Raw genomic sequence first — 18,207 nt, 5'->3', positions numbered from 1 at the left:
GCTGACCGCGCGATGGAGGGGTTCGCGGCACGACGGTGTCACGGTAGTCGTACGCCATACCAATGCATCGCACCCATGAAGATCCGCAGGTCCTCGGCGGGCCCATCGCGGTGGCCGACCGTCAGCCGACACGCATCGGGATCGGATTCGCACGCGAATTCCCCATGTCCGAGATACCGCAGCCTGGTCGTGGGGCCGGGCGGTGGCATCTCAAGCCAGAGCTGTCCGTCGCGCTCCACGATTCGTAACTCGAACACCCCGATGTCGTATCGACCCACGACCCGCCGCCTCATCTCCGGCGGCAGCGGACGCGCCCGCACTCCAGGATCGCCCACGCCGAGCATCGCGCCATTGTGAGCGACCTTGCGGCGGCCATCGGGTGTGACGAGCGACAGGCCAAACCCGTAGTCGGCGAGGCGACCGTCCGCGAGGCGCGTGGGCGCGACCATCTGCCGATATGACTCCGGGGTCACGACTCTTCCGGTCGCCAGCAATCGGGTCCACTTGGCCACGTCCAAAGCATTGCCGCACAACCCGCCGTCACCGCGAATCCAGTTCATGTTCTCAGGCGCCGCGGGCACAATGGCCCCACCTTGCAGCACATGGCCCCGGGCCGCGTTTCGCTCTTGTGGGAGAGGGGTGCACGGGCGAAGGGAAGACAGACCAAGCGGTTGAAAGAACTCGTCGGCGAGCTGGCGCTCGTAGGACTTGCCCGCGATCCTCTCGACCAGGACGGCGAGGATCATGTAGTTCGCATTGCTGTACGACCATCTCGACCCCGGAGCGAAATCGACGGGGGCTCGTCGTAGGAGCAAAACGAGCTCCTCGGCACTTCGTCTGAGATCCTCGATGCCAGCGGAATACTCGGGAAACGTGAACGGTTCGCGGATTCCCGACGTGTGATTGAGAAGGTGCCGGACGCGCATTTCAGGCGGTAGCCGTGTGAATTCCGGGAGATGTCTGATCACCGGGTCATCGAGCGACAGAACGCCTCGTTCGGCCAACCGAAGGACAAATGCTGACAGGAACTGCTTGCTGATCGATCCGAGTTGGAACACCGTCGTCGCGGACACGGGCACTTGCCGAGCCTCGTCGGCAAACCCGTACCCCTTCGCCAAGATGGTCTCGTCGCCCTGCAAAACGACGAGAGAAAGGCCGGGAATTACTCGCTCATCGAGGGCGGCCGACGCCATGGAATCAACTGCAATAAGCTCCGCGCCACGAGTTGCGACGCCCGGAGTTTGCGGCTGTTCGCTACAACCAAGTGCGAGGACGATCGTAACGAGCCCGGTCAACGATCGCGACACTCAAGCTTCTCCCATACGCAACCTGTGAGCACGGCCCCCAACACCGTGTTGAGCAAAGCCGAGGCCGCATAGCGGCCGAGGGGCCCCAACCGCACAGCGGTTGGGCTTCCGCTAGAACGCGTTGTTGGGCGTCACCGTTGCTGCCCCTCAGCAGGCGCGCGCTTCATGTCCTTTTCGTCAGCCATGAAGAGGCCGCGCTCCGCAGAATAGATCTCGTACTGGATGTTGTTGCCGGTCCGGTACCCCTGCAAAACCTCACCCGATCCGCGTGGCGTGGAGACCGTGTCGCCCTTGCGGAACGCGAACATAGAGGGAGGGGCCGTGCCGAAGCCGGATACGGGGGGCATCCACTCCAGGGAGAACGCAGGGTGGACCCAGGCCTGGTTGAAAGGGCCGTCGCCGTGCACCTGCACCGTCACGCCGTCCGGCGCGTAGCCAAACATCGGCGCGGAGCTGGTGGCGCATTTTCGGCGGCAGGGCAGGCCACGGCCGGTTGCGCAGGCGCCTTCCCTCACGCCCGACCCCTCTCCCGGAGGGAGAGGGGAGCAGGACGGTTAGAAGTACTCGCCCTTGAACAGGTTGGCGAAGACCACCTGTTCCAGCGTGGGCTTGGCGCCGTCCTTGCGCCCCTTGGCAGCGCTCGAGGACGGGAACAGGTTGAAGCCCTTGTTGAGGATGTAGTCGTTGACCTTGGGCCAGAGTGCGTAGCTGATCGCCGCGGCGGTGCCCAGGGGCGTGGCGATGGACTTGGGGCGGTCGAGGATGGCCTTCATCACCGTGTCGGCGGCCTTTTCCGGACTCCAGGTCGGCACGTAATCGTAGAGCTTGGTCGGCGCGATCATCGGCGTACGCACCAGCGGCATGTAAATCGCGGTGACGTCGATGTTCAGGTGCTTGACTTCGGCCGATAGGCAACGCGAGAAGGCGTCGAGCGCCGCCTTGCTCGCCACATACGCGGAGAAGCGCGCGGCGTTGGCGAGTACGCCGATGGAGCTGATGTTGATGATCTGCCCGCTCTTGCGCTTGGCCATGCCGGGCAGGAAGTTGAGGATCATGCGCACGGCGCCAAAGTAGTTGAGCTGCATCGTGCGCTCGAAATCGTGGAATCGGTCCAGCGATTCGAACACCGCGCGGCGGATCGAACGACCGGCGTTGTTGACGAGGATGTCCACGTGATCGAAGTCCTTGAGGATTTTCTGCGCGCAATCGTCGATGGCCGCCATGTCGTTGAGATCGCAGGGGTAGACGTAAGCCTCCCCGCCCATCTTCTCGATCACCATGCGCGTCTCGTCGAGCTTTTCCTTGGTGCGCGCCACCAGGATCACCTTGGCGCCGGCGGCCGCGAGCTTCTTGGAGACGACGAAGCCGATGCCCGACGAGGCACCGGTGACCACGGCGACCTTGCCGGCGAGCTTGTGCACCGCACGCTCGGGCACCTTCACGTGCAGGTCGAGATGCAGCTCCCAGTAGGCCCAGAGCTTGTCCGCATAGTCGCGGATGTCCGGGCACTGGATGCCGGACCCTTTGAGGGCCTTGCGCGCGTTTTTGTCATCGAACACGGCCTGGTTGAACACATAACCGAGCACCGAGACCGGCACGCCGATGGCGCGCGAGATGCGCCGTCGCACGGCGTCGGGGATGCGCGCGCCGACTTCGCTGGTGATCTGCTTGACCGGGGCCGGGACCGGCGGCAGCTCGAACTTCTTGGCAAAGTGCGGGCCGTGCGCGGCCTCGAACAGTGTCTGGAGTAGCTCGCCGACGGTGGGCGAGCGCGACTGGATCAGGCAGAAGCATTCGCCGTCGAGCCCGTCCTGGTGGGCGATGTAGTCGAGCGCCTTGGCCACATAGTCCACCGGCGCCAGCGGCACGTGCCCGCCTTCGACACCGACCAGCGGCAACCACTTGGGCACCGAGTAGCTGATCTTCTGGATGGTCTTGAAGAAGTAGTAGGGGCCGTCGATCTTGTCCATCTCGCCGGTCTGGGAGTGACCGACGACGGCACCCGGGCGGTAGATGCGAAACGGCACGCGCGCCTCGTCGCGCACGATTTTTTCCGACTCGAACTTGGTGCGAAAGTACGGATGGCCCAGGCGCTGGCCCTCGTCGAACATCTCCTCGGTGAAACGACCGACGAAATCGCCGCCGGCGACGGCGACGCTGGAGACGTGATGCAGGCGCACGTTGCCGCCGAGCTCGTTGCAGAAGGCGACGAGATTGCGCGTACCCTCGTTGTTGATGCGATCGCCGGTGGCGTCGTCCATGTTCATGTCATAGACGGCGGCGAGGTGAAAGACGTGGTCGATCTTGCCCTTGAGCCTCTTGAAATCCTCCGGCGCGACCAGGCCCGGCTGGGTGATGTCGCCGTACACCGGCAGTACGCGCTTGCCGGCGGCGCCGTAACGTTCGCGTAGCGCCTCGACCTTGTTTTTGGACGACTCGCGCACCAGCACGTGGACCTTGGCGTCCTCGCGCTTGAGCAGCTCTTCGAGCAGGAATTTACCGATGAAACCGGTGGCTCCGGTGACGAAGTAGTTCATGGTTCGTGCTCCCCACAAGTCGTTATGCGATCGCAGAGGCGGATTTTACCGGACGCCTGCGGCCGAACGATGCGGTCTGCACGGCGTCGGGCGCGGCGATCAGTAATCGCCCTCGTGGTGACGGGACGCCTCGCGCAGCGCGCGACGGCGACCGAGCCGCTCCTTGGCGTCCTTGTCGGTGATCCAGACGACCTCCGGGAACAGCAGCACCCGGAGCAGGCCGACCAGCATGTACAGATAGCTGAGCGAGAACAGGATGCCGCAGAACACCGACACCCACTCGAAGCTCGGCGCCAGATACTTGATGCCCCACCACGAGATCACGTCGGTCAGCGACGCCGACAGGCCGATCGGAAACACCCACTGGTACGGCCACAGATGGTTGAACTGCAGCGAGAACGGGATGCCGATGATGAAGAAGCTGGTGGTGAAGCCGAACAGGTGCGCATGCGTGAACGCGATCAGCTTGCCTAGCGACATCTGCGCGAAATAGGCCTCGGCGCTGCCGTGCAGGCGGAGCTGGTACCAGATCTCGGACGCGCCGAACGCAAAGGCGATGCCGAACAGCACGGTGGCCATGGCGATGCCGCGTTTCACGCCGGTGGGCAGGTGGTGCAGGTTGATGTCCAGCGTGTGTGCCTGGAACGGCACCATCCACCAGAAGAAGCCGATCAGCAAAAAAAAGAAGGCGATCAAGGCGAGCGGGCCGCCGACGCTGATCCAGCGCGACGGCGGCAGTGGCAGCTCGACGATGTCGCTGCTGGTCACCGGCGCGTCGCTGAAGAAATCGAAGTCGTCGTCGGCAACCTGCGCGGCGGCTTCGGCGGCGAGGTCCTGCTCCGCCGCGGCCTGCGCGAGCACGCGTGTGCCGGCGATCGCGGCGATGAGCAGCAGCGCGAGCAGCAGCTCGATCAGACGGGCGCGGCGCGGGCTCATCTTCAGGCGCCCTTCAAACGCACGTAGACTAGCGTGCCGGCGTTTTTCACCGCACGGGCGATGTCGGCGGCGAGCCCCTCGCCCTGGGCGGCCGGCAGCGCATCGAGCGCCACACCGGTATAGCCGCGGTACAGCTCCGCACGCGCGGCCGCCGGCACCTGGTTGGTGTTCAGCGGAACGACGCCGGTGATGCGCAACTGTCGGTCGGTGGTCATCAGCAGAAAGAAGGTCTTGTCGCCGTGCGCGACCGGGAAGATCAGCGCGGTGCCCACCGGGCGCTGGTTTTCGAGCGGAATGTAGATGGTGTTCTCGTCGTCACGGCTCAGTTCGGCGCCCATCGACCTTGCGCGTGCGATGTCGGCATCGGTGAGCACCGCATCGCGGGGCAGATAGGCGCGCACGCCGGGAAACGCCGCCTGCACCTCGCGCGGGATCAGGCTCGCGGTGTCGAGCCAGTCGCCCTTGTTATCCGGCGTCGAGCGCGCGTCGCCAGGATTGGCCCTGGCCCGCGATTCGGCATCGTTGGCGAAGCCGTCACCGTCGCCATCGAGTCCGGCGATGGTGCCGAAGGCCGCCAGCGTCATGCCGGCGTCCTTGTACTGCTGCCCGTAGCCGTTCACCGGCGTGCCGCCACCGTCCTTGTGGCAGGCGTTGCACGAGGGCGTGTAGCCGTATTGCTGCTTGTACAGACGCGCGAAGGCCGGCTCGGCTTGGGCTGCGCCGCTGCCGAGACTCATCAAGACTGCCAGGAGCACCGTCGCACGTCTCACGTCTTCAGATCTCACGTTCAGAAATCGAACAGTCCCGGTACCTGTTCGCGCATGCGCGCCAAGAGCTGCGGGTCGCGGGCAAGAGCGGCGCGCATGCGCGCGTACTCGGCCGAGTCCGCCGGCGGCATCAGCTTGGACGCCTGCGCGGTGTTTTCATAACGCGCCCAGTCGAGCGCGTCGCGAATCTCGGGCTTGCCGCGGATGTTCGCGGCGACGGCGGCCTCGGTGTCGCCGGACATGAAGTCCAGCCGCGCCGCCGGATTGCCGCGATGACAACTGAAGCAGTACTCGGCAAATGGCTGCAGCGGTGAGCCCGCAGCAAGCGTCAGCTGCGGGGCGGACAGCGCCACCGGCGCCGACATCGCGCTCGTGTCGAGGCAGCAGTACTCGGGAACCGGCGCACCGAGTTGCGTCAGCAACGCCTGCAGCAGGCGCACGCGCGACAGCGGCGCGGCGTCGAACAGCGCGTCGGGCAAGGCGTCTACCGCCGCGTCCAGGCGCCGCGGCTCGTGGCCGCTGGCGGCTTCGAGCATGCGCAGATCGTCGGCGCTGAACAGGGCGGCGACGCCGTAGACGCCATCGAGGGCGTCGGCGGCGAGCCTGCGCTTGGGTGCGCGCGGCGTCAGCGGATCGAGTTCGGCCGGCAGCTTCGGCAGACGGTCGAAGGCGTCGAGGTCTTCATTGTCCTTCGCGCCGGCGTCGGGGTCCGGCGCCGGGGTGAGCCACGCATGCAGCCGCGCGCGCCAGCCACGCGCTTCGGCGAGCGGATCGCGATTGCGAATATCGGATTCCGGCACGCCGATGCCGTCGGCCGGCCAGTGCGCCGCCTGCATCGCGCGCAGGCCAAGCGCCTCGTCGGCATCGGCATCGAAAGCGCCGGGGTTGCTCGCGTAGCGCAGGCCGAGGCGCAGCATCGTCCGCCGGCAGGTGGCGTCACCCCCGCAGCCGTCGATCCACAGGCGCTGCAGGGTGACGGTGAAGGCGCCGACATCGGTCAGCTCGTCGAAGCGTTCGGGAATCGCCAGCGGCACCTGCGGCGGCACACCCAGATAAGGTGCCTCGCCGCGGGCGGCACGGATGCCTGCGGCGATGCCCGCCTGGGCGTTGGTCTCGTTCCACGGCCGCTGCGGAAAGATCGGCGCGCCGCCCTGATGGCAGGTCATGCACACCGCGCGCCGCGCGTAGACGATGCGGCGCTGGCCATCGGCGGCGTAGTCCTGCACGAGCTGGAACTCGTAGCGGCCGGCCGCCTCGTTGTAGCTGATGACCTCGATCTCGCGCGCGTTCTCGACGAATCCGAGGAACAGGCGAGCGCGCGCCGCGACGCCGAGACTGGCCGGTGTGTTGGTGCCATCGAAGTCGGCGGCGTAGAGCACGCGCGGGCGATGGAAGTCGGCCTGTGCCTTGAGCAGCGAGCGCCCGAGCGGTATCGCCAGCATCACCGGCGTGGATTCCACGCCGGCCTGGCGCTGGATCATCGCGACCAGGTCCTCGAAGGGATAGGGCAGAGCGTCGTTCTGCGCGACCAGGTGATCGAACAGCGAGCGTGTGCCGTCCGGCGGTAGATCGTCATTGGGAATGGCACGCGCGGACAGCGAATCCCCCTGCGCGGCCACTTCGGCCGCGCGCGAAACGACCGAGACCTGCTCGCCGTCGGATTCGCGGCCGAGGCCCCACCAGATCGCCGCGGCGAAAAGCAGCAGCAGCGCGACGCTCAGGATGCGCATGTGCAGCCGTGGGCAGGCCCGCGTGGACGGCAAACGGCGGCGAGGGCACACACGGTTCGCGAGCTCACAGAATCTTCAGAAACTCACGCAGCGCGAGCTTGTCCTCGTCGGACAGCGAGATCCCGAACTGGTGGCCCTTGTTCTCGACTGCATCGTCGCACTTCATGAACAGCGGCTTGTGCGGGTCGGAGCTGGTGAAGTTTGCGATCGGCGTGCCGGCGGCGACCGGCAGCTTGATGAAGCCCTGCTGATCCTCGCGCGGCGCGAGCTTGATGTCGCGGTCGGTGACGCTGATCTTCTGCGGCCGATGCGGGGTGTCGGCGGGGTTGTCGGACAGCATCAGTTCCGCGTAGGCCATCTCGAACTGCTTGATGCGTCCGGCGACGGTGTAGTCGATGGTTTCGCCGTCGTCGAGATAGGTCAGTTCGCCGATCGCGTTGTTGTGCAGGAAAGGCGCCGTGGCCCAGACCGAGAGCAACGAGAAATTGCGCAGATAGCCCGGCCCACCCTCGATGACGCGCTCACCCGGCACGCGCGTGCCGCCGATGAGCGGCACCATGCGGTTGATCACGTTGGGTTCGGCGCCCGGCGACGGCCGCTGCTTGTAGGTTTCCGACGAGAATTCCTCCCAGATGTGACCCTCGTTGTGGTTGTCGTGCAGCGCGCGGCAGCGGTTGGTGCCGATGATGTGGAACGGCACCGGCTCGTCGTTCGACAGCCAGTCCTGCCCGAAAACCCCGTCCTTGGCGAACTGGCGCGGACGCAGCTTGCCGCTTGCGTCGGCGACGAGATACTTGGCCTTGAACGCTTCGCTGTTGCGCTCCTCTTCGCTGAACTCCAGTTCCCAGAACTGCTCGCTGCCGAACACATGGCCCTCGTAGAAGCGCGCGAGCGCCTCCTTGTCGGCGCGGATGTTGTCGGGCGCGACCTTCGAGCTGTGACACTGCGCGCACTCGCGCGCGAACACCTTGCGCCCCTGCGGGACCTTGCTCAAATCGACGAAGGCGCTGCCGGGCGTGCCGTCGACATCGACGGCCTTGAGCAGATAGGTCGGCCCACCGGTCATCAAAAAGGCGGCGAGGTCCGGCATCTTGGCGTCGGCGTGGTTCCAGGCCTCGCAGTCCTTCGCGCACTGGGCGATGCGGAAGGGCTTTTGCCGGGCCTTCTCGCCGAAGAAGCTGCCGGGCACCGGGAAATTCGGCGTCCAGCATTCTTCGGTGCACATGCCGATGTTGACGTAGACGCGGATCAGCGCGAGGTGTTCGCCCACCGAATCCTCGCCGCCCTTGAGCACCGCGCGCGTGCGCGCCTTGCGGATCTCGCCGGTCACCGGGTGCTTCATGTCTTCTTCGAACAGGCGCTTGTTGAAGAAGTCCATCACGTTGTTCTGCGTGCCCGGGTTGTGCTGGAAGTCCGAGGCCACCAGTGAGGTGTCGATGGTGCCGACGCGATGGCCGCGGCCGAGCACCTGGCGCGCGAGGCTATCCTCGGGCGTGCCCATCACGTACTGCATCGGCTGCATCGTGTACTGGTTGCCGATCAGCGCGTGGATGTTCTCCCACTCAGGCTCGTTGGGATTCTTCGGCGGATTGGTCGGATCGAAGGCGACGTGGCATTGCACGCAGGGGCCGCCGAGCACGTAGCGCAGGTTCTTGCGCAGCTCGTCTTCGCGGTAAGGCGAGGTCGCCGGGTCGAACACGATCTCGCCCTTCTCGTTCTTGAGCGGATCGGCGTAGTACTTGCGATAGCCGAGCACGCCGGAGCTGTGCGGGTCCGGACATTTGTCGTACCAGTTGGTGCTGGCATCACCCTGCTCACAGTCCGGGTCGTTGATCATGCCCCACTTGGTGAAGCGATACGGACGTGTGCGCGTGTCCAGCCACGGATACCAGACGTTCTCGCGACCGACCGTGCGGGCCAGATGCAGGTATTCCTCGTCTTGGTTGCCGAAAGTGCCCTTGAACCAGACGTCGCGGCCACGGCGCACGATCTCGCGCGCCTTTCGCGCGGCCTCGGGATCACGCTTTTCCAAATCCTTGAACAATGAGTTGACGTAGCGACAAGAGTCGGCGTCGTAGCCGGTGGGCTGCGGCTGGTCGCAGGGCGGCGGCGCGGCCTGTGGGATCGGCACGATGTCCCAGACGATCGGCCCCTGGAACGGGTGCGTGGCCTGGCCGTGACCCTCGTGCCAGACCTTGCGCGAGGCCAGCGTGGCGTAGAACTCCGCGGCATAGCGTTCACGCTCGGCCTGCACCTTGGGCGAACCCTCCCAGATGCCGGTGGTGAGGTTGCGCTCGATCAGATCGAACACCGACACCGAGCGGTTCTCGGAACGGTACGGCGTATCCGGTACGGGGTACTCGCCCCATTTGGGAAAGAACGCCTCGGCGTCTTTCGCGTCGTAGGCCTGCAACGGCAGCGCGACCATCAGCCCCAACAGTGCTGCGCCTCTCGTGCCCATGGTCTCCCCCCGGAGCCTTGCGTGTGATGCGCGCCAGTCTAGCGCGCCGGACACGAAAAAGGCCGCCGGGCATCGCCCGGCGGCCTAAATACGCAAAGCGCGGTGCTTTTAGTCGCCGGTGACCGGCTCGCCGTTGATCGACGCGCTGATCAGCTCGTTGACGTCGCCGTCCGCGATCGACTTGAGGAACTGGCCGCTACCCACGGCGATCCACGTCGTCGTGTTGCCGGTCGAGGTCTGGCCGTTGACGGTCGCCGTCGTCTCATCGGTGAACTTACAGGCGTCGAAGGTCCCCGCTGGCACGGTCACGCGTTCCTGGCCGTTGTACGTGGTCTTCACGGTGAACTGCGTCTGCGTCGGCGGAATCGGGAATCCACCGACCGAGCCGCCCTCCTGCGTCGTCGTGTAGGTCTGCGTGTAGCTCTGCCCCGGATCCAGATCGAAGCGCTCCTCGGCCGGCGGGTCGTTCGAGATCGTGGTGGTGACGGTGCCGGCCTGGGTCTGCGCCTCGGTGACGACGCCGAAGATCTTCAGCGTGCTGCCGTCGAGCCGCGTGTAGCTGCGCGTCGTCGAGTCGGAGTTGATTTGCGGATTGCGCTGCGAGCGGGCCTGGACGTCCGACTCGGTCTCGACGGCCTCGTTACCCTTGAAAGTGGTGGTACGCATGACCACCGAGTCCGAGGTCGTGGTCAGGTCGGTGCCGCTCTGACCGTCGGTCGAGCGAACCTGCTCGACGACGCGCGTGCCGACAGCCAGCAATGCGGGATTCAGGCAGGCCGTGGCCTTGCCGCCGGTGCCCGGCGTGGGCGTCGGCGTTGCGCTCGGCGTTGCCGTCGGCGTCGCGGTCGGTGTCGGCGTGGCGCTCGGATTCGGCGTCGGTGAGGCCGTCGGGGACGCCGTTGGCGAAGCCGTGGGGGTGGGCGTGGCACTCGGCGCAGGCGTCGCCGTCGGTGCGGCGGCCGCCGTCAGGTTGACCAGCAGTTGCACCGCGTTGGAGTTCAGGCCCTGAGCATTCTGGCCGCTGAACCGGATCGAGAACGTGCCCGGTGCGATGAAACGCGGAATCGTGATCGACACCGGGTAGCTCACCCCGGCCTTGCCGGAGAGCACGCGCTTGCTGCCCGCGGACACCGTGATCTCGAAGTACTGCGAGGCATTGCCGATCTTCGCGAAGATCTTGCTCATATCGACGCCGCTGTCGGTGGTGAACACCAGATCGACGTCGACCGTCGTGCCGGCACGCGCCTCGATCTCGTCGTCCTGGAGCTCGACGAGAGGCTCTCCCGGCTGGTTGCTACCGGTCGGCAAATCGCCGATGAGCTTGCGCACCGGGCTGTCGCCGACTTTGATCTCCAGTGCCTGCGTCATCGTGTTGGCATCGGCGGGCGAGATCGTGCCCTCGCCATCGTTGCACGCCGAGACCAGCAATGTGATGGCCATGGCTGCGCAAACGCGCAGGCATGAACCGCGTCGAGAAAACCGCATACCCATGATCCGTATCCCTTGTGGTCCGCGCGCGAACGGGGGTGTTCGCGCACGATGCCGACTTTAGGGAGCCACGCCCCACCCCGCGCCCCCTAGCTGGGGGGTGAAGCGGCGTGCTTGGCGAGCACAGCTCGCTACGCCGCTGAACGCCCGGCCAAGGGGCGCTCGCCCCCGGCGCGTCGTGCCTCGATGTCACGACGAGTCAGGCAAGCGCGGGCCGGGCGGTCAAAGGCGCACGCCGTCGCGCCATGGACGGCCAGGGCTGAACAGCCCAAGGGCCTGACCCTGCGCGCGCGTCAACACCACCCGCAGCGATCCCGACAGGCGCTGTCAGCCCAGATCGAGCAAGCGGCGCAACTCTGCAACCCGCGCTTGCGCCCCCTCGGCGCCATACGGCTGCGGCGGATGCCGCCCCCAGACCGGCGCCGGCCAGGCCGCATCGTCGCGGTAGCGCACGATGTGGTGCACGTGCAGTTGCGCGACCACGTTGCCGAGCGCGGCCACGTTGAGCTTGTGCCCGGCGAAGTGCGCCATCAGCCGTTCACCCAGGCGCATCGATTCGTCGAGCAGTTGCCGTTGCTGCGCGCTCGTGAGCTGGTAGAGCTCGGTCACCCCGGCCACCCGCGGCACCAGAATCACCCACGGATAGCGCTGGTCGTTCATCAGCAGCACGCGGCATAGCGGCCCGTCGCCGACCGGCAGGGTGTCGGCGGCCAGGCGTGGGTCGAGTTCGAAGCCCAGCCTCATCCCTTAGACTCCGCATTCGATGATCGGGGGAAGCATCGCATGAACCGAACCGCGGTGGTCGCCGGTCCGACCGGCCTGGTGGGCGCACAGTTGCTGCAGCGCCTGCTGCACGATCCCGCGTACCGTGAGGTGCGCGCGCTGACCCGTCGGCCGCTGGGCGTGCGACACGACCGGCTGCGCGAGCTGCACACCGACTACGCGCAGCTCGACCTTCTGGGCGACGCGCTCGCGGTGGACGACGTGTTCTGCTGCCTGGGCACCACGATGGCCGTCGCCGGATCGCGCGCAGCCTTCGAGGATGTGGACTACCGCATGGTCGTCGACCTGGCACGCGTCGCGCGCCATGCCGGCGCGCAGCAGTTCCTGGTGGTGTCGGCGGTGGGCGCGTCGCGCCACGCGCTGGCGTTTTATTCGCGCGTGAAGGGACGCATGGAAGCGGCCGTGAGCCAGCTCGACTATGCGGCGGTGCACATCCTGCGCCCGTCGCTGCTGCTCGGCGAGCGCGCCCAGTCACGTCCAGCCGAGGATCTGGCGCAACGCCTGGCACCGGCGATCGCGCCGTTGCTGCGCGGCCCTTTGCGCCGCTATCGGCCGGTGCGCGGCGCGGACGTCGCCGAGGCGATGCTGCGCCTGGCCTTGCGCGGGGAGCCGGGCGTGCACGTGCATCACCTGCCGCTGCGCGACGGCGGCTGAGCGCGCCATTCGAGCGCTCCATCCGGCCTGGGCCGGCCGATGGCGCGAGACATCACGCCGGACCGGGGACGACGTAGAACAGCACGGCGAAGTAGTGCAGCACGCTGCCGGCGAGCACGAACAGATGCCAGATCGCGTGGTGGTAGCGCAGTCGCTCCCAGACATAGAAGGCGACACCGCCGCTGTAAGTCAGGCCGCCGGCGAGCATCAGGATCAGACCGCCACGCTCGAGGTTCTGCAGCAAGGGTTCGACCGCGGCGATCGCGCACCAGCCCATGCCGAGATAGATGGCCAGCGATAGCCTCTCGAACTTTCCGGTGGCAAAGACCTTGAACGCGACGCCGGCCAGCGCCAGACCCCAGGTGAACGCGAACAGGCTCCAGCCCCAAGGCCCCTTGAGCGTCACCAGCGTGAACGGGGTGTAAGTGCCGGCGATCAGAAAATAGATCAGTGAGTGGTCGATGACGCGCAGCACGCGTTTGCTGCGCGGCAACGTGCTTGCCGGGATGCTGTGGTACAGCGTCGACGCGGCATACATCAATACCAGTGTCGCGCCGAAGATGCTGACGGCGGTGATGTGCCAGGCATCGCCGTACAGGGCCGCGCGCGCGACCAGCACCGTGAGTCCGACGATGGACAGCACGATGCCCAGCCCATGCGTGATCGCATGGGCGATCTCCTCGCCGAGCGAGTAGAGCTTGTCGGAGACCTGGACGCCCAGAATCTCGTGCGGGTGCCCGAGTCCCTGCCGGCTGCGCTCGTTAATCCAGCTTCTCCACCTTGAGCGTCGTGCCCTCGACCTCGACGACGCGCACGCGCGTGCCGGCCGGCGCGTCCGAGCCGACGATGCGCCACTGCGAGTCGTCGATGCGCAGCTTGCCGACGCCGTTGACCATGGGCTCGCCCAGCGTGAACGTGCGCCCGACGTAAGCGTGTCCGCGTCGGTTCAGCGTGGGGCGCTCGCTTTCGAAGGACAGCGGCTTGAACTTGCGCCAGGCCAGCACCGCGATCACCGAGAGCGCGCCCCACAACACGAACTCCACGGCCCAGCCCATGCCAGGCACGATCCAGGCGATACCGCCGACGGTGATCGCGCCGACACCGAGCCACAGCAGGATGAAGCCCGTGGGCAGGAACATCTCCAGCGCGAGCAGCCCGAAGCCCAGCGCCAGCCAGTGCCAGAACTCGATCGTCACGACGACGGCCCGGAGAAGCCGGCCTTCTTCGCGATTTCGGCGATGCCGCCGATCGCGCCGATCACGCTGCCCGCTTCCAGCGGCATCAGCACCAGCTTCTCGTTCGGGCTGGTGGCGATGCGCGCCAGTGCTTCGACGTACTTGGTCGCGACGAAGTAGTTGATCGCCTGCACATCGCCCTTGGCGATCGCTTGGCTGACCATCATCGTCGCCTTGGCCTCGGCCTCGGCAAGGCGCTCGCGCGCTTCGGCGTCGCGGAACGCGGCCTCCTTGCGGCCCTCGGCTTCGAGGATCTGCTCCTGCTTTTGCGCCTCGGCGGCGAGGATCTGCGCCTGACGCTCGCCTTCGGCCTTGAGGATCGCCGCGGCGCGCAGACCTTCGGCTTCGAGCACGTTGGCGCGCTTGTCGCGCTCGGCCTTCATCTGCCGCGCCATGGCGTTGACCAGATCGGCGGGCGGGCGGATGTCCTTGACTTCGACGCGCGTGACCTTCACCCCCCAGGGCGTGGTGGCGTCGTCGATCACGCCGAGCAGGCGCGAGTTGATCGCGTCGCGATGGCTGAGCAGCTCGTCGAGATCCATCGAGCCCATCACCGTACGCAGATTGGTCTGCGCGAGCTGCATGATCGCGTATTCGAGGTTGTGTACCTCGTAGGCGGCCTTGGGCGCATCGAGCACTTGGAAAAAGACCACGCCGTCGACGCCGACCATGGCGTTGTCCTTGGTGATCACCTCTTGCGACGGCACGTCGAGCACCTGTTCCATCATGCTCATCTTGCGGCCGATGCGGTCGACGTAAGGCACCAGCCAGTGAAAGCCTGGCGTGAACGTCGCCCGGTACTTGCCAAAGCGCTCGACGGTGTATTCCATGCCCTGCGGCACGGTGACCACGCCCTTCCATGCCGTGACCAGCAGGAAGATGCCGATCACGAATGCAACGATCGTCCCCATGACACGCCCTCCGTTGGCTATCCAGCGCCGATGCCAGCCGGATTCTAGCCGGGCATCAGGCCGGCATCATGCCGCGCCGCCGGCATACTGCCGGGCGGTCTGCCGGATGCGCTCGACCATCGCGTAGAAGCCGTTGCGGCGGTTCATCGAGATATGGCTCTCCAGCCCGAGGCGCTCGAACACGCCGGACACGTCGGTGTCGAGGATCTCCTGCGCGGTCTTGCCCGAGAGCAACTGGAACAACAACGCGATCAGACCCTTGACGATGTGGGCGTCGGAATCGCCGAGAAAGTGCAGCCGCGGCGGCACCCCCGGCTCGACGCGGTGCGTGAGCCACACCTGTGACATGCAGCCGCGCACTTTGTTGGCATCGACGTGCTCCGACTCGGGCATCGGCGGCAGCTTGCGGCCGAGGTCGATCAAATAGCGGTAGCGCTCCTCCCAATCGCCGAGGAACTCGAAGGTTTCGATCAGCTCTTCGGTGTTCATGCCCGGCATTCTACGACCAGCGCCTATAATCGCGGCCCCTCCGCGATTCTGCGCGCCCGCTCATGCCGAATATCCCGTTGCCCCGCCGCGCCCATCCCGCCTGCCCACGCGGAGCCGACCGATGAGCACGACGCGCCCCTCTGGCCGCCGGTTTGATGAATTGCGGGCGGTCAGCATCGAGCGCGGCTACACCAAGCACGCCGCGGGCTCGGTGCTGGTGAGCTTCGGCGACACGCGCGTGCTGTGCACTGCCAGCGTCGAAGAGCGCGGTCCGGCGTGGAAGAAGGAGGGTGGCTGGGTCACCGCCGAGTACGGCATGCTGCCTGGTGCGACACACACGCGCGGCCGCCGCGAGGCGGCACAGGGCAAGCAGTCCGGTCGCACCCAGGAAATCCAGCGCCTGATCGGCCGCTCGCTGCGCGCCTGCGTGGATCTGAGCGCGCTCGGTAGCTGCACCATCACGGTGGACTGCGACGTCTTGCAGGCCGACGGCGGCACCCGCACCGCGAGCATCACCGGCGGCTACGTCGCGCTGGTCGATGCGGTCGCCAGCCTGCGCCGCAGCGGCGCACTCAAGCGCGATCCGCTGTTCGGGCAGGTCGCGGCGGTGTCGGTGGGCATCTACCGCGGCGTGCCGGTGCTCGATCTGGATTATCTCGAGGATTCGGACTGCGAGTGCGACATGAACGTGGTCATGAACGACGCCGGCCAGTTCGTCGAAGTGCAGGGCACCGCCGAAGGCCACGCCTTCCGCCGCGAGGAGCTGGATGCCCTGCTCGATCTCGCCAGCAGCGGCATCCGCGAGCTGATCGACGCGCAGCGCCGCGCGCTCGCCTCTTGACGCGATGAACACGCGCGAGGTGGTGCTCGCGAGCCGCAACGCCAAAAAGCTCGCCGAAATGCAGGCCTTGCTCGCACCGCTGGGCCTGCGCGTGCGCCTGGTCAGCGAGTTTTGCGACCAGACCCCAGAGGAAAGCGCACCCACCTTCGTCGAGAACGCCTTGCTCAAGGCGCGCCATGCCGCGCGCGCGTCGGGCCTGATGGCGATCGCCGACGATTCCGGGCTCGAAGTCGCGGCGCTCAGGGGCGCGCCCGGCGTGCACTCGGCGCGTTACGGCGGTGTGCACGGTGACGACGCTGCCAACAACCGCAAGCTGCTGCAGGCCCTGGACGGCCGGCCCGAATCCGAGCGCGCCGCGCGCTTCGTCTGCGCGCTGGCCTGCCTGCGTCATGCCGACGATCCGGTGCCAATGATCGCGCTCGGCCTGTGGCACGGGCGCGTCCTCGAGGCGCCGCGCGGCACGAACGGCTTCGGCTACGACCCGCTGTTCTGGGTGCCGGATCAGAACCGGAGCGCGGCCGAGCTCGATCCCGCGGTCAAGAACCGCATCTCGCACCGCGCGCGGGCGTTTGCGTCGCTGCTGGCTCAGCTTCGTGAGATGTGAGACGTGAGCCGTGAGACGCAAGCGGCGATTCCGCTCAGCCTGTACCTGCACTTTCCCTGGTGCGTGCAGAAGTGTCCGTACTGCGATTTCAACTCGCATCCGCAGCGCGGCGCGCTGCCGGAGGACGCCTACGTCGATGCGCTGCTGCGCGATCTCGACTTCGAGTTGAGCGATCGCAGCGAAACCCGGCCGCTGATCGCCATCTTCATGGGCGGCGGCACGCCGAGCCTATTCTCGGACCGCAGCATCGGCCGCCTGCTGGAGCAGGTGAACCGGCGACTGACCTTTGCCGACGACATCGAGATCACGCTCGAAGCCAACCCGGGCACGGCAGAGGCCGGCAACTTCCGCGGCTACCGTGACGCCGGCGTCAACCGCCTGTCGATGGGCATCCAGAGCCTGGACGACCGCCAGCTCCAGCGGCTGGGCCGCATCCACAGCGCCGCCGAGGCCATGCGCGCCTATGCGCGCGCGCGCGCGGCGGGTTTCGACAACATCAACCTGGATCTGATGTACGCGCTGCCGCAGCAAGACCTCGCTGCGGCGCTCGCCGATCTCGACGGCGGCATCGCGCTGCAGCCCGAGCATCTGTCCTGGTATCAACTGACGCTGGAGCCGAACACCGAGTTCGGCCTGCGCCCGCCGCCGGTGCCGGACGAGGACACCGCCTGGGCGATGCAGCTCGAAGGCCAGCAGCGCCTCGCCGCCGCCGGCTACGCGCAGTACGAGGTCTCAGCCTATGCGCGTGACGGCCGCCAGTCGCGCCACAACCGCAACTACTGGGAGTACGGCGACTATCTGGGGATAGGCGCCGGTGCGCATGCAAAGCGCAGCGACGCGGGCGGTGTCGCCGCCGTTGCATGCGGCGAGTCAGGGGATGCAACCGGCTTTCGCATCACGCGGGCGGCGCGCCACAAGCATCCGCGCCGGTACCTACGTGATGCCGGAACCGCCGGCGCTATCCAAGAGCGAATCGCGGTCGCGCCGGCCGAGCGGCCGTTCGAGTTTCTGATGAACGCGCTGCGCCTCAACGACGGCTTCACGCCCGCGCTGTACGCCGAACGCACCGGCCTACACTGGTCGGCCGACACCGAAGCGGTCCGTCGTGCAATCCAGCGCGGACTGCTCGACGTCGGTGCACGGCGCATTCGTCCGACCGAGTTCGGCCGACGCCATCTCAACGGCCTGCTGCGACTGTTCCTGGACACTTGACGCGAGCCCCGCGTCGCCGCCGGCCATTGCCGAGCGCGCGATCGATCCCAGGCCGGCGCTCTCCGCCACGGTTGCGGCGCGGTCCCCGCTCCACTAGAATTCGCGCACTTTCGCGTTTCGCGACCCGGACTAGCAGCTTGCTGAAAAACTCGGCATGAATTCTGCGGTCTATACGCGCGACATTCCAAACAGGGGTCTGGGATGCGGGGAATAGAAATCCAGCAGGGTGCGATGTTCAGCTACGTTTCTCTG

General features: G+C 66.8%; 17 protein-coding genes. 4 read left to right on the top strand and 13 right to left on the bottom strand.

Annotated elements, in window-relative coordinates; translation table 11 throughout:
• Positions 1-38: 38 nt before the first annotated feature.
• The 9 genes from ABSH63_RS14530 to ABSH63_RS14490 form a co-directional block, all read right to left on the bottom strand.
• Positions 39-1,193, bottom strand: a complete 1,155-nt coding sequence (locus tag ABSH63_RS14530) for a serine hydrolase domain-containing protein (protein WP_352890654.1) — start codon at positions 1,191-1,193, stop codon at positions 39-41.
• Positions 1,194-1,438: 245 nt separating this feature from the next.
• Positions 1,439-1,750, bottom strand: a complete 312-nt coding sequence (locus tag ABSH63_RS14525; protein ID WP_352890652.1) for a hypothetical protein — start codon at positions 1,748-1,750, stop codon at positions 1,439-1,441.
• Positions 1,751-1,861: 111 nt separating this feature from the next.
• On the bottom strand, positions 1,862-3,844 hold the full coding sequence (locus ABSH63_RS14520) for an SDR family oxidoreductase (RefSeq protein WP_352890650.1): 1,983 nt from the start codon (positions 3,842-3,844) through the stop codon (positions 1,862-1,864).
• Between the two features lie 99 nt (positions 3,845-3,943).
• Positions 3,944-4,780, bottom strand: coding sequence for an Aq_1264-related membrane protein (locus ABSH63_RS14515; protein ID WP_352890649.1), 837 nt, complete (start codon positions 4,778-4,780; stop codon positions 3,944-3,946).
• A gap of 2 nt (positions 4,781-4,782) precedes the next feature.
• Positions 4,783-5,535, bottom strand: coding sequence for a hypothetical protein (locus tag ABSH63_RS14510; protein WP_352890647.1), 753 nt, complete (start codon positions 5,533-5,535; stop codon positions 4,783-4,785).
• Positions 5,536-5,567: 32 nt separating this feature from the next.
• Complete coding sequence (locus tag ABSH63_RS14505) at positions 5,568-7,277, bottom strand: hypothetical protein (RefSeq protein WP_352890645.1); 1,710 nt, start codon at positions 7,275-7,277, stop codon at positions 5,568-5,570.
• A 64-nt stretch (positions 7,278-7,341) separates the two neighbouring features.
• The gene (locus tag ABSH63_RS14500) at positions 7,342-9,738 is read right to left on the bottom strand and encodes a hypothetical protein (protein ID WP_352890643.1); all 2,397 of its coding nucleotides are present in this window, start codon (positions 9,736-9,738) and stop codon (positions 7,342-7,344) included.
• A 108-nt stretch (positions 9,739-9,846) separates the two neighbouring features.
• Positions 9,847-11,178 carry a hypothetical protein gene (locus tag ABSH63_RS14495; protein ID WP_352890641.1) on the bottom strand — a complete coding sequence of 444 codons (1,332 nt, stop codon included), beginning with the start codon at positions 11,176-11,178 and terminating at the stop codon, positions 9,847-9,849.
• Between the two features lie 375 nt (positions 11,179-11,553).
• On the bottom strand, positions 11,554-11,970 hold the full coding sequence (locus ABSH63_RS14490) for an HIT domain-containing protein (protein ID WP_352890640.1): 417 nt from the start codon (positions 11,968-11,970) through the stop codon (positions 11,554-11,556).
• Positions 11,971-12,009: 39 nt separating this feature from the next.
• On the opposite strand from ABSH63_RS14490, the gene ABSH63_RS14485 reads away from it, so the two are divergent.
• Positions 12,010-12,663: an NAD-dependent epimerase/dehydratase family protein gene (locus ABSH63_RS14485; protein WP_352890638.1), complete on the top strand. Its 654-nt coding sequence runs from the start codon at positions 12,010-12,012 to the stop codon at positions 12,661-12,663.
• Between the two features lie 52 nt (positions 12,664-12,715).
• Here ABSH63_RS14485 and trhA read toward each other — a convergent pair whose 3' ends face one another.
• From trhA to ABSH63_RS14465, 4 genes are all read right to left on the bottom strand, one after another.
• On the bottom strand, positions 12,716-13,339 hold the full coding sequence (gene trhA / locus ABSH63_RS14480; RefSeq protein ID WP_352890690.1) for a PAQR family membrane homeostasis protein TrhA: 624 nt from the start codon (positions 13,337-13,339) through the stop codon (positions 12,716-12,718).
• Between the two features lie 85 nt (positions 13,340-13,424).
• The gene (locus ABSH63_RS14475; protein WP_352890637.1) at positions 13,425-13,859 is read right to left on the bottom strand and encodes an NfeD family protein; all 435 of its coding nucleotides are present in this window, start codon (positions 13,857-13,859) and stop codon (positions 13,425-13,427) included.
• The gene (locus ABSH63_RS14470) at positions 13,856-14,809 is read right to left on the bottom strand and encodes an SPFH domain-containing protein (protein WP_352890636.1); all 954 of its coding nucleotides are present in this window, start codon (positions 14,807-14,809) and stop codon (positions 13,856-13,858) included. The genes ABSH63_RS14475 and ABSH63_RS14470 overlap by 4 nt, the downstream gene beginning before the upstream one ends.
• A 66-nt stretch (positions 14,810-14,875) precedes the next feature.
• Positions 14,876-15,298 carry a SufE family protein gene (locus ABSH63_RS14465; protein ID WP_352890634.1) on the bottom strand — a complete coding sequence of 141 codons (423 nt, stop codon included), beginning with the start codon at positions 15,296-15,298 and terminating at the stop codon, positions 14,876-14,878.
• A gap of 121 nt (positions 15,299-15,419) precedes the next feature.
• Here ABSH63_RS14465 and rph point away from each other — a divergent pair, with 121 nt between their 5' ends.
• From rph to hemW, 3 genes are read left to right on the top strand one after another with little or no spacing between them, the layout of a single operon-like run.
• Positions 15,420-16,139, top strand: a complete 720-nt coding sequence (gene rph, locus ABSH63_RS14460) for a ribonuclease PH (RefSeq protein WP_352890632.1) — start codon at positions 15,420-15,422, stop codon at positions 16,137-16,139.
• 4 nt (positions 16,140-16,143) lie between these two features.
• Positions 16,144-16,743, top strand: coding sequence for an RdgB/HAM1 family non-canonical purine NTP pyrophosphatase (rdgB, locus tag ABSH63_RS14455; protein WP_352890631.1), 600 nt, complete (start codon positions 16,144-16,146; stop codon positions 16,741-16,743).
• Positions 16,744-16,746: 3 nt separating this feature from the next.
• Entirely contained in the window at positions 16,747-17,955 is a 1,209-nt protein-coding gene (gene hemW / locus ABSH63_RS14450; RefSeq protein WP_352890629.1) for a radical SAM family heme chaperone HemW, read from the top strand.
• The last annotated feature ends 252 nt before the right edge of the window (positions 17,956-18,207 follow it).

It is taken from the genome of Sinimarinibacterium thermocellulolyticum (assembly GCF_040327995.1).
Taxonomy (GTDB): domain Bacteria; phylum Pseudomonadota; class Gammaproteobacteria; order Nevskiales; family Nevskiaceae; genus Solimonas; species Solimonas thermocellulolyticum.
The sequence above is the reverse complement of the archived record's forward strand: the minus strand, read 5'-3'. Positions and strand labels throughout refer to the sequence as shown.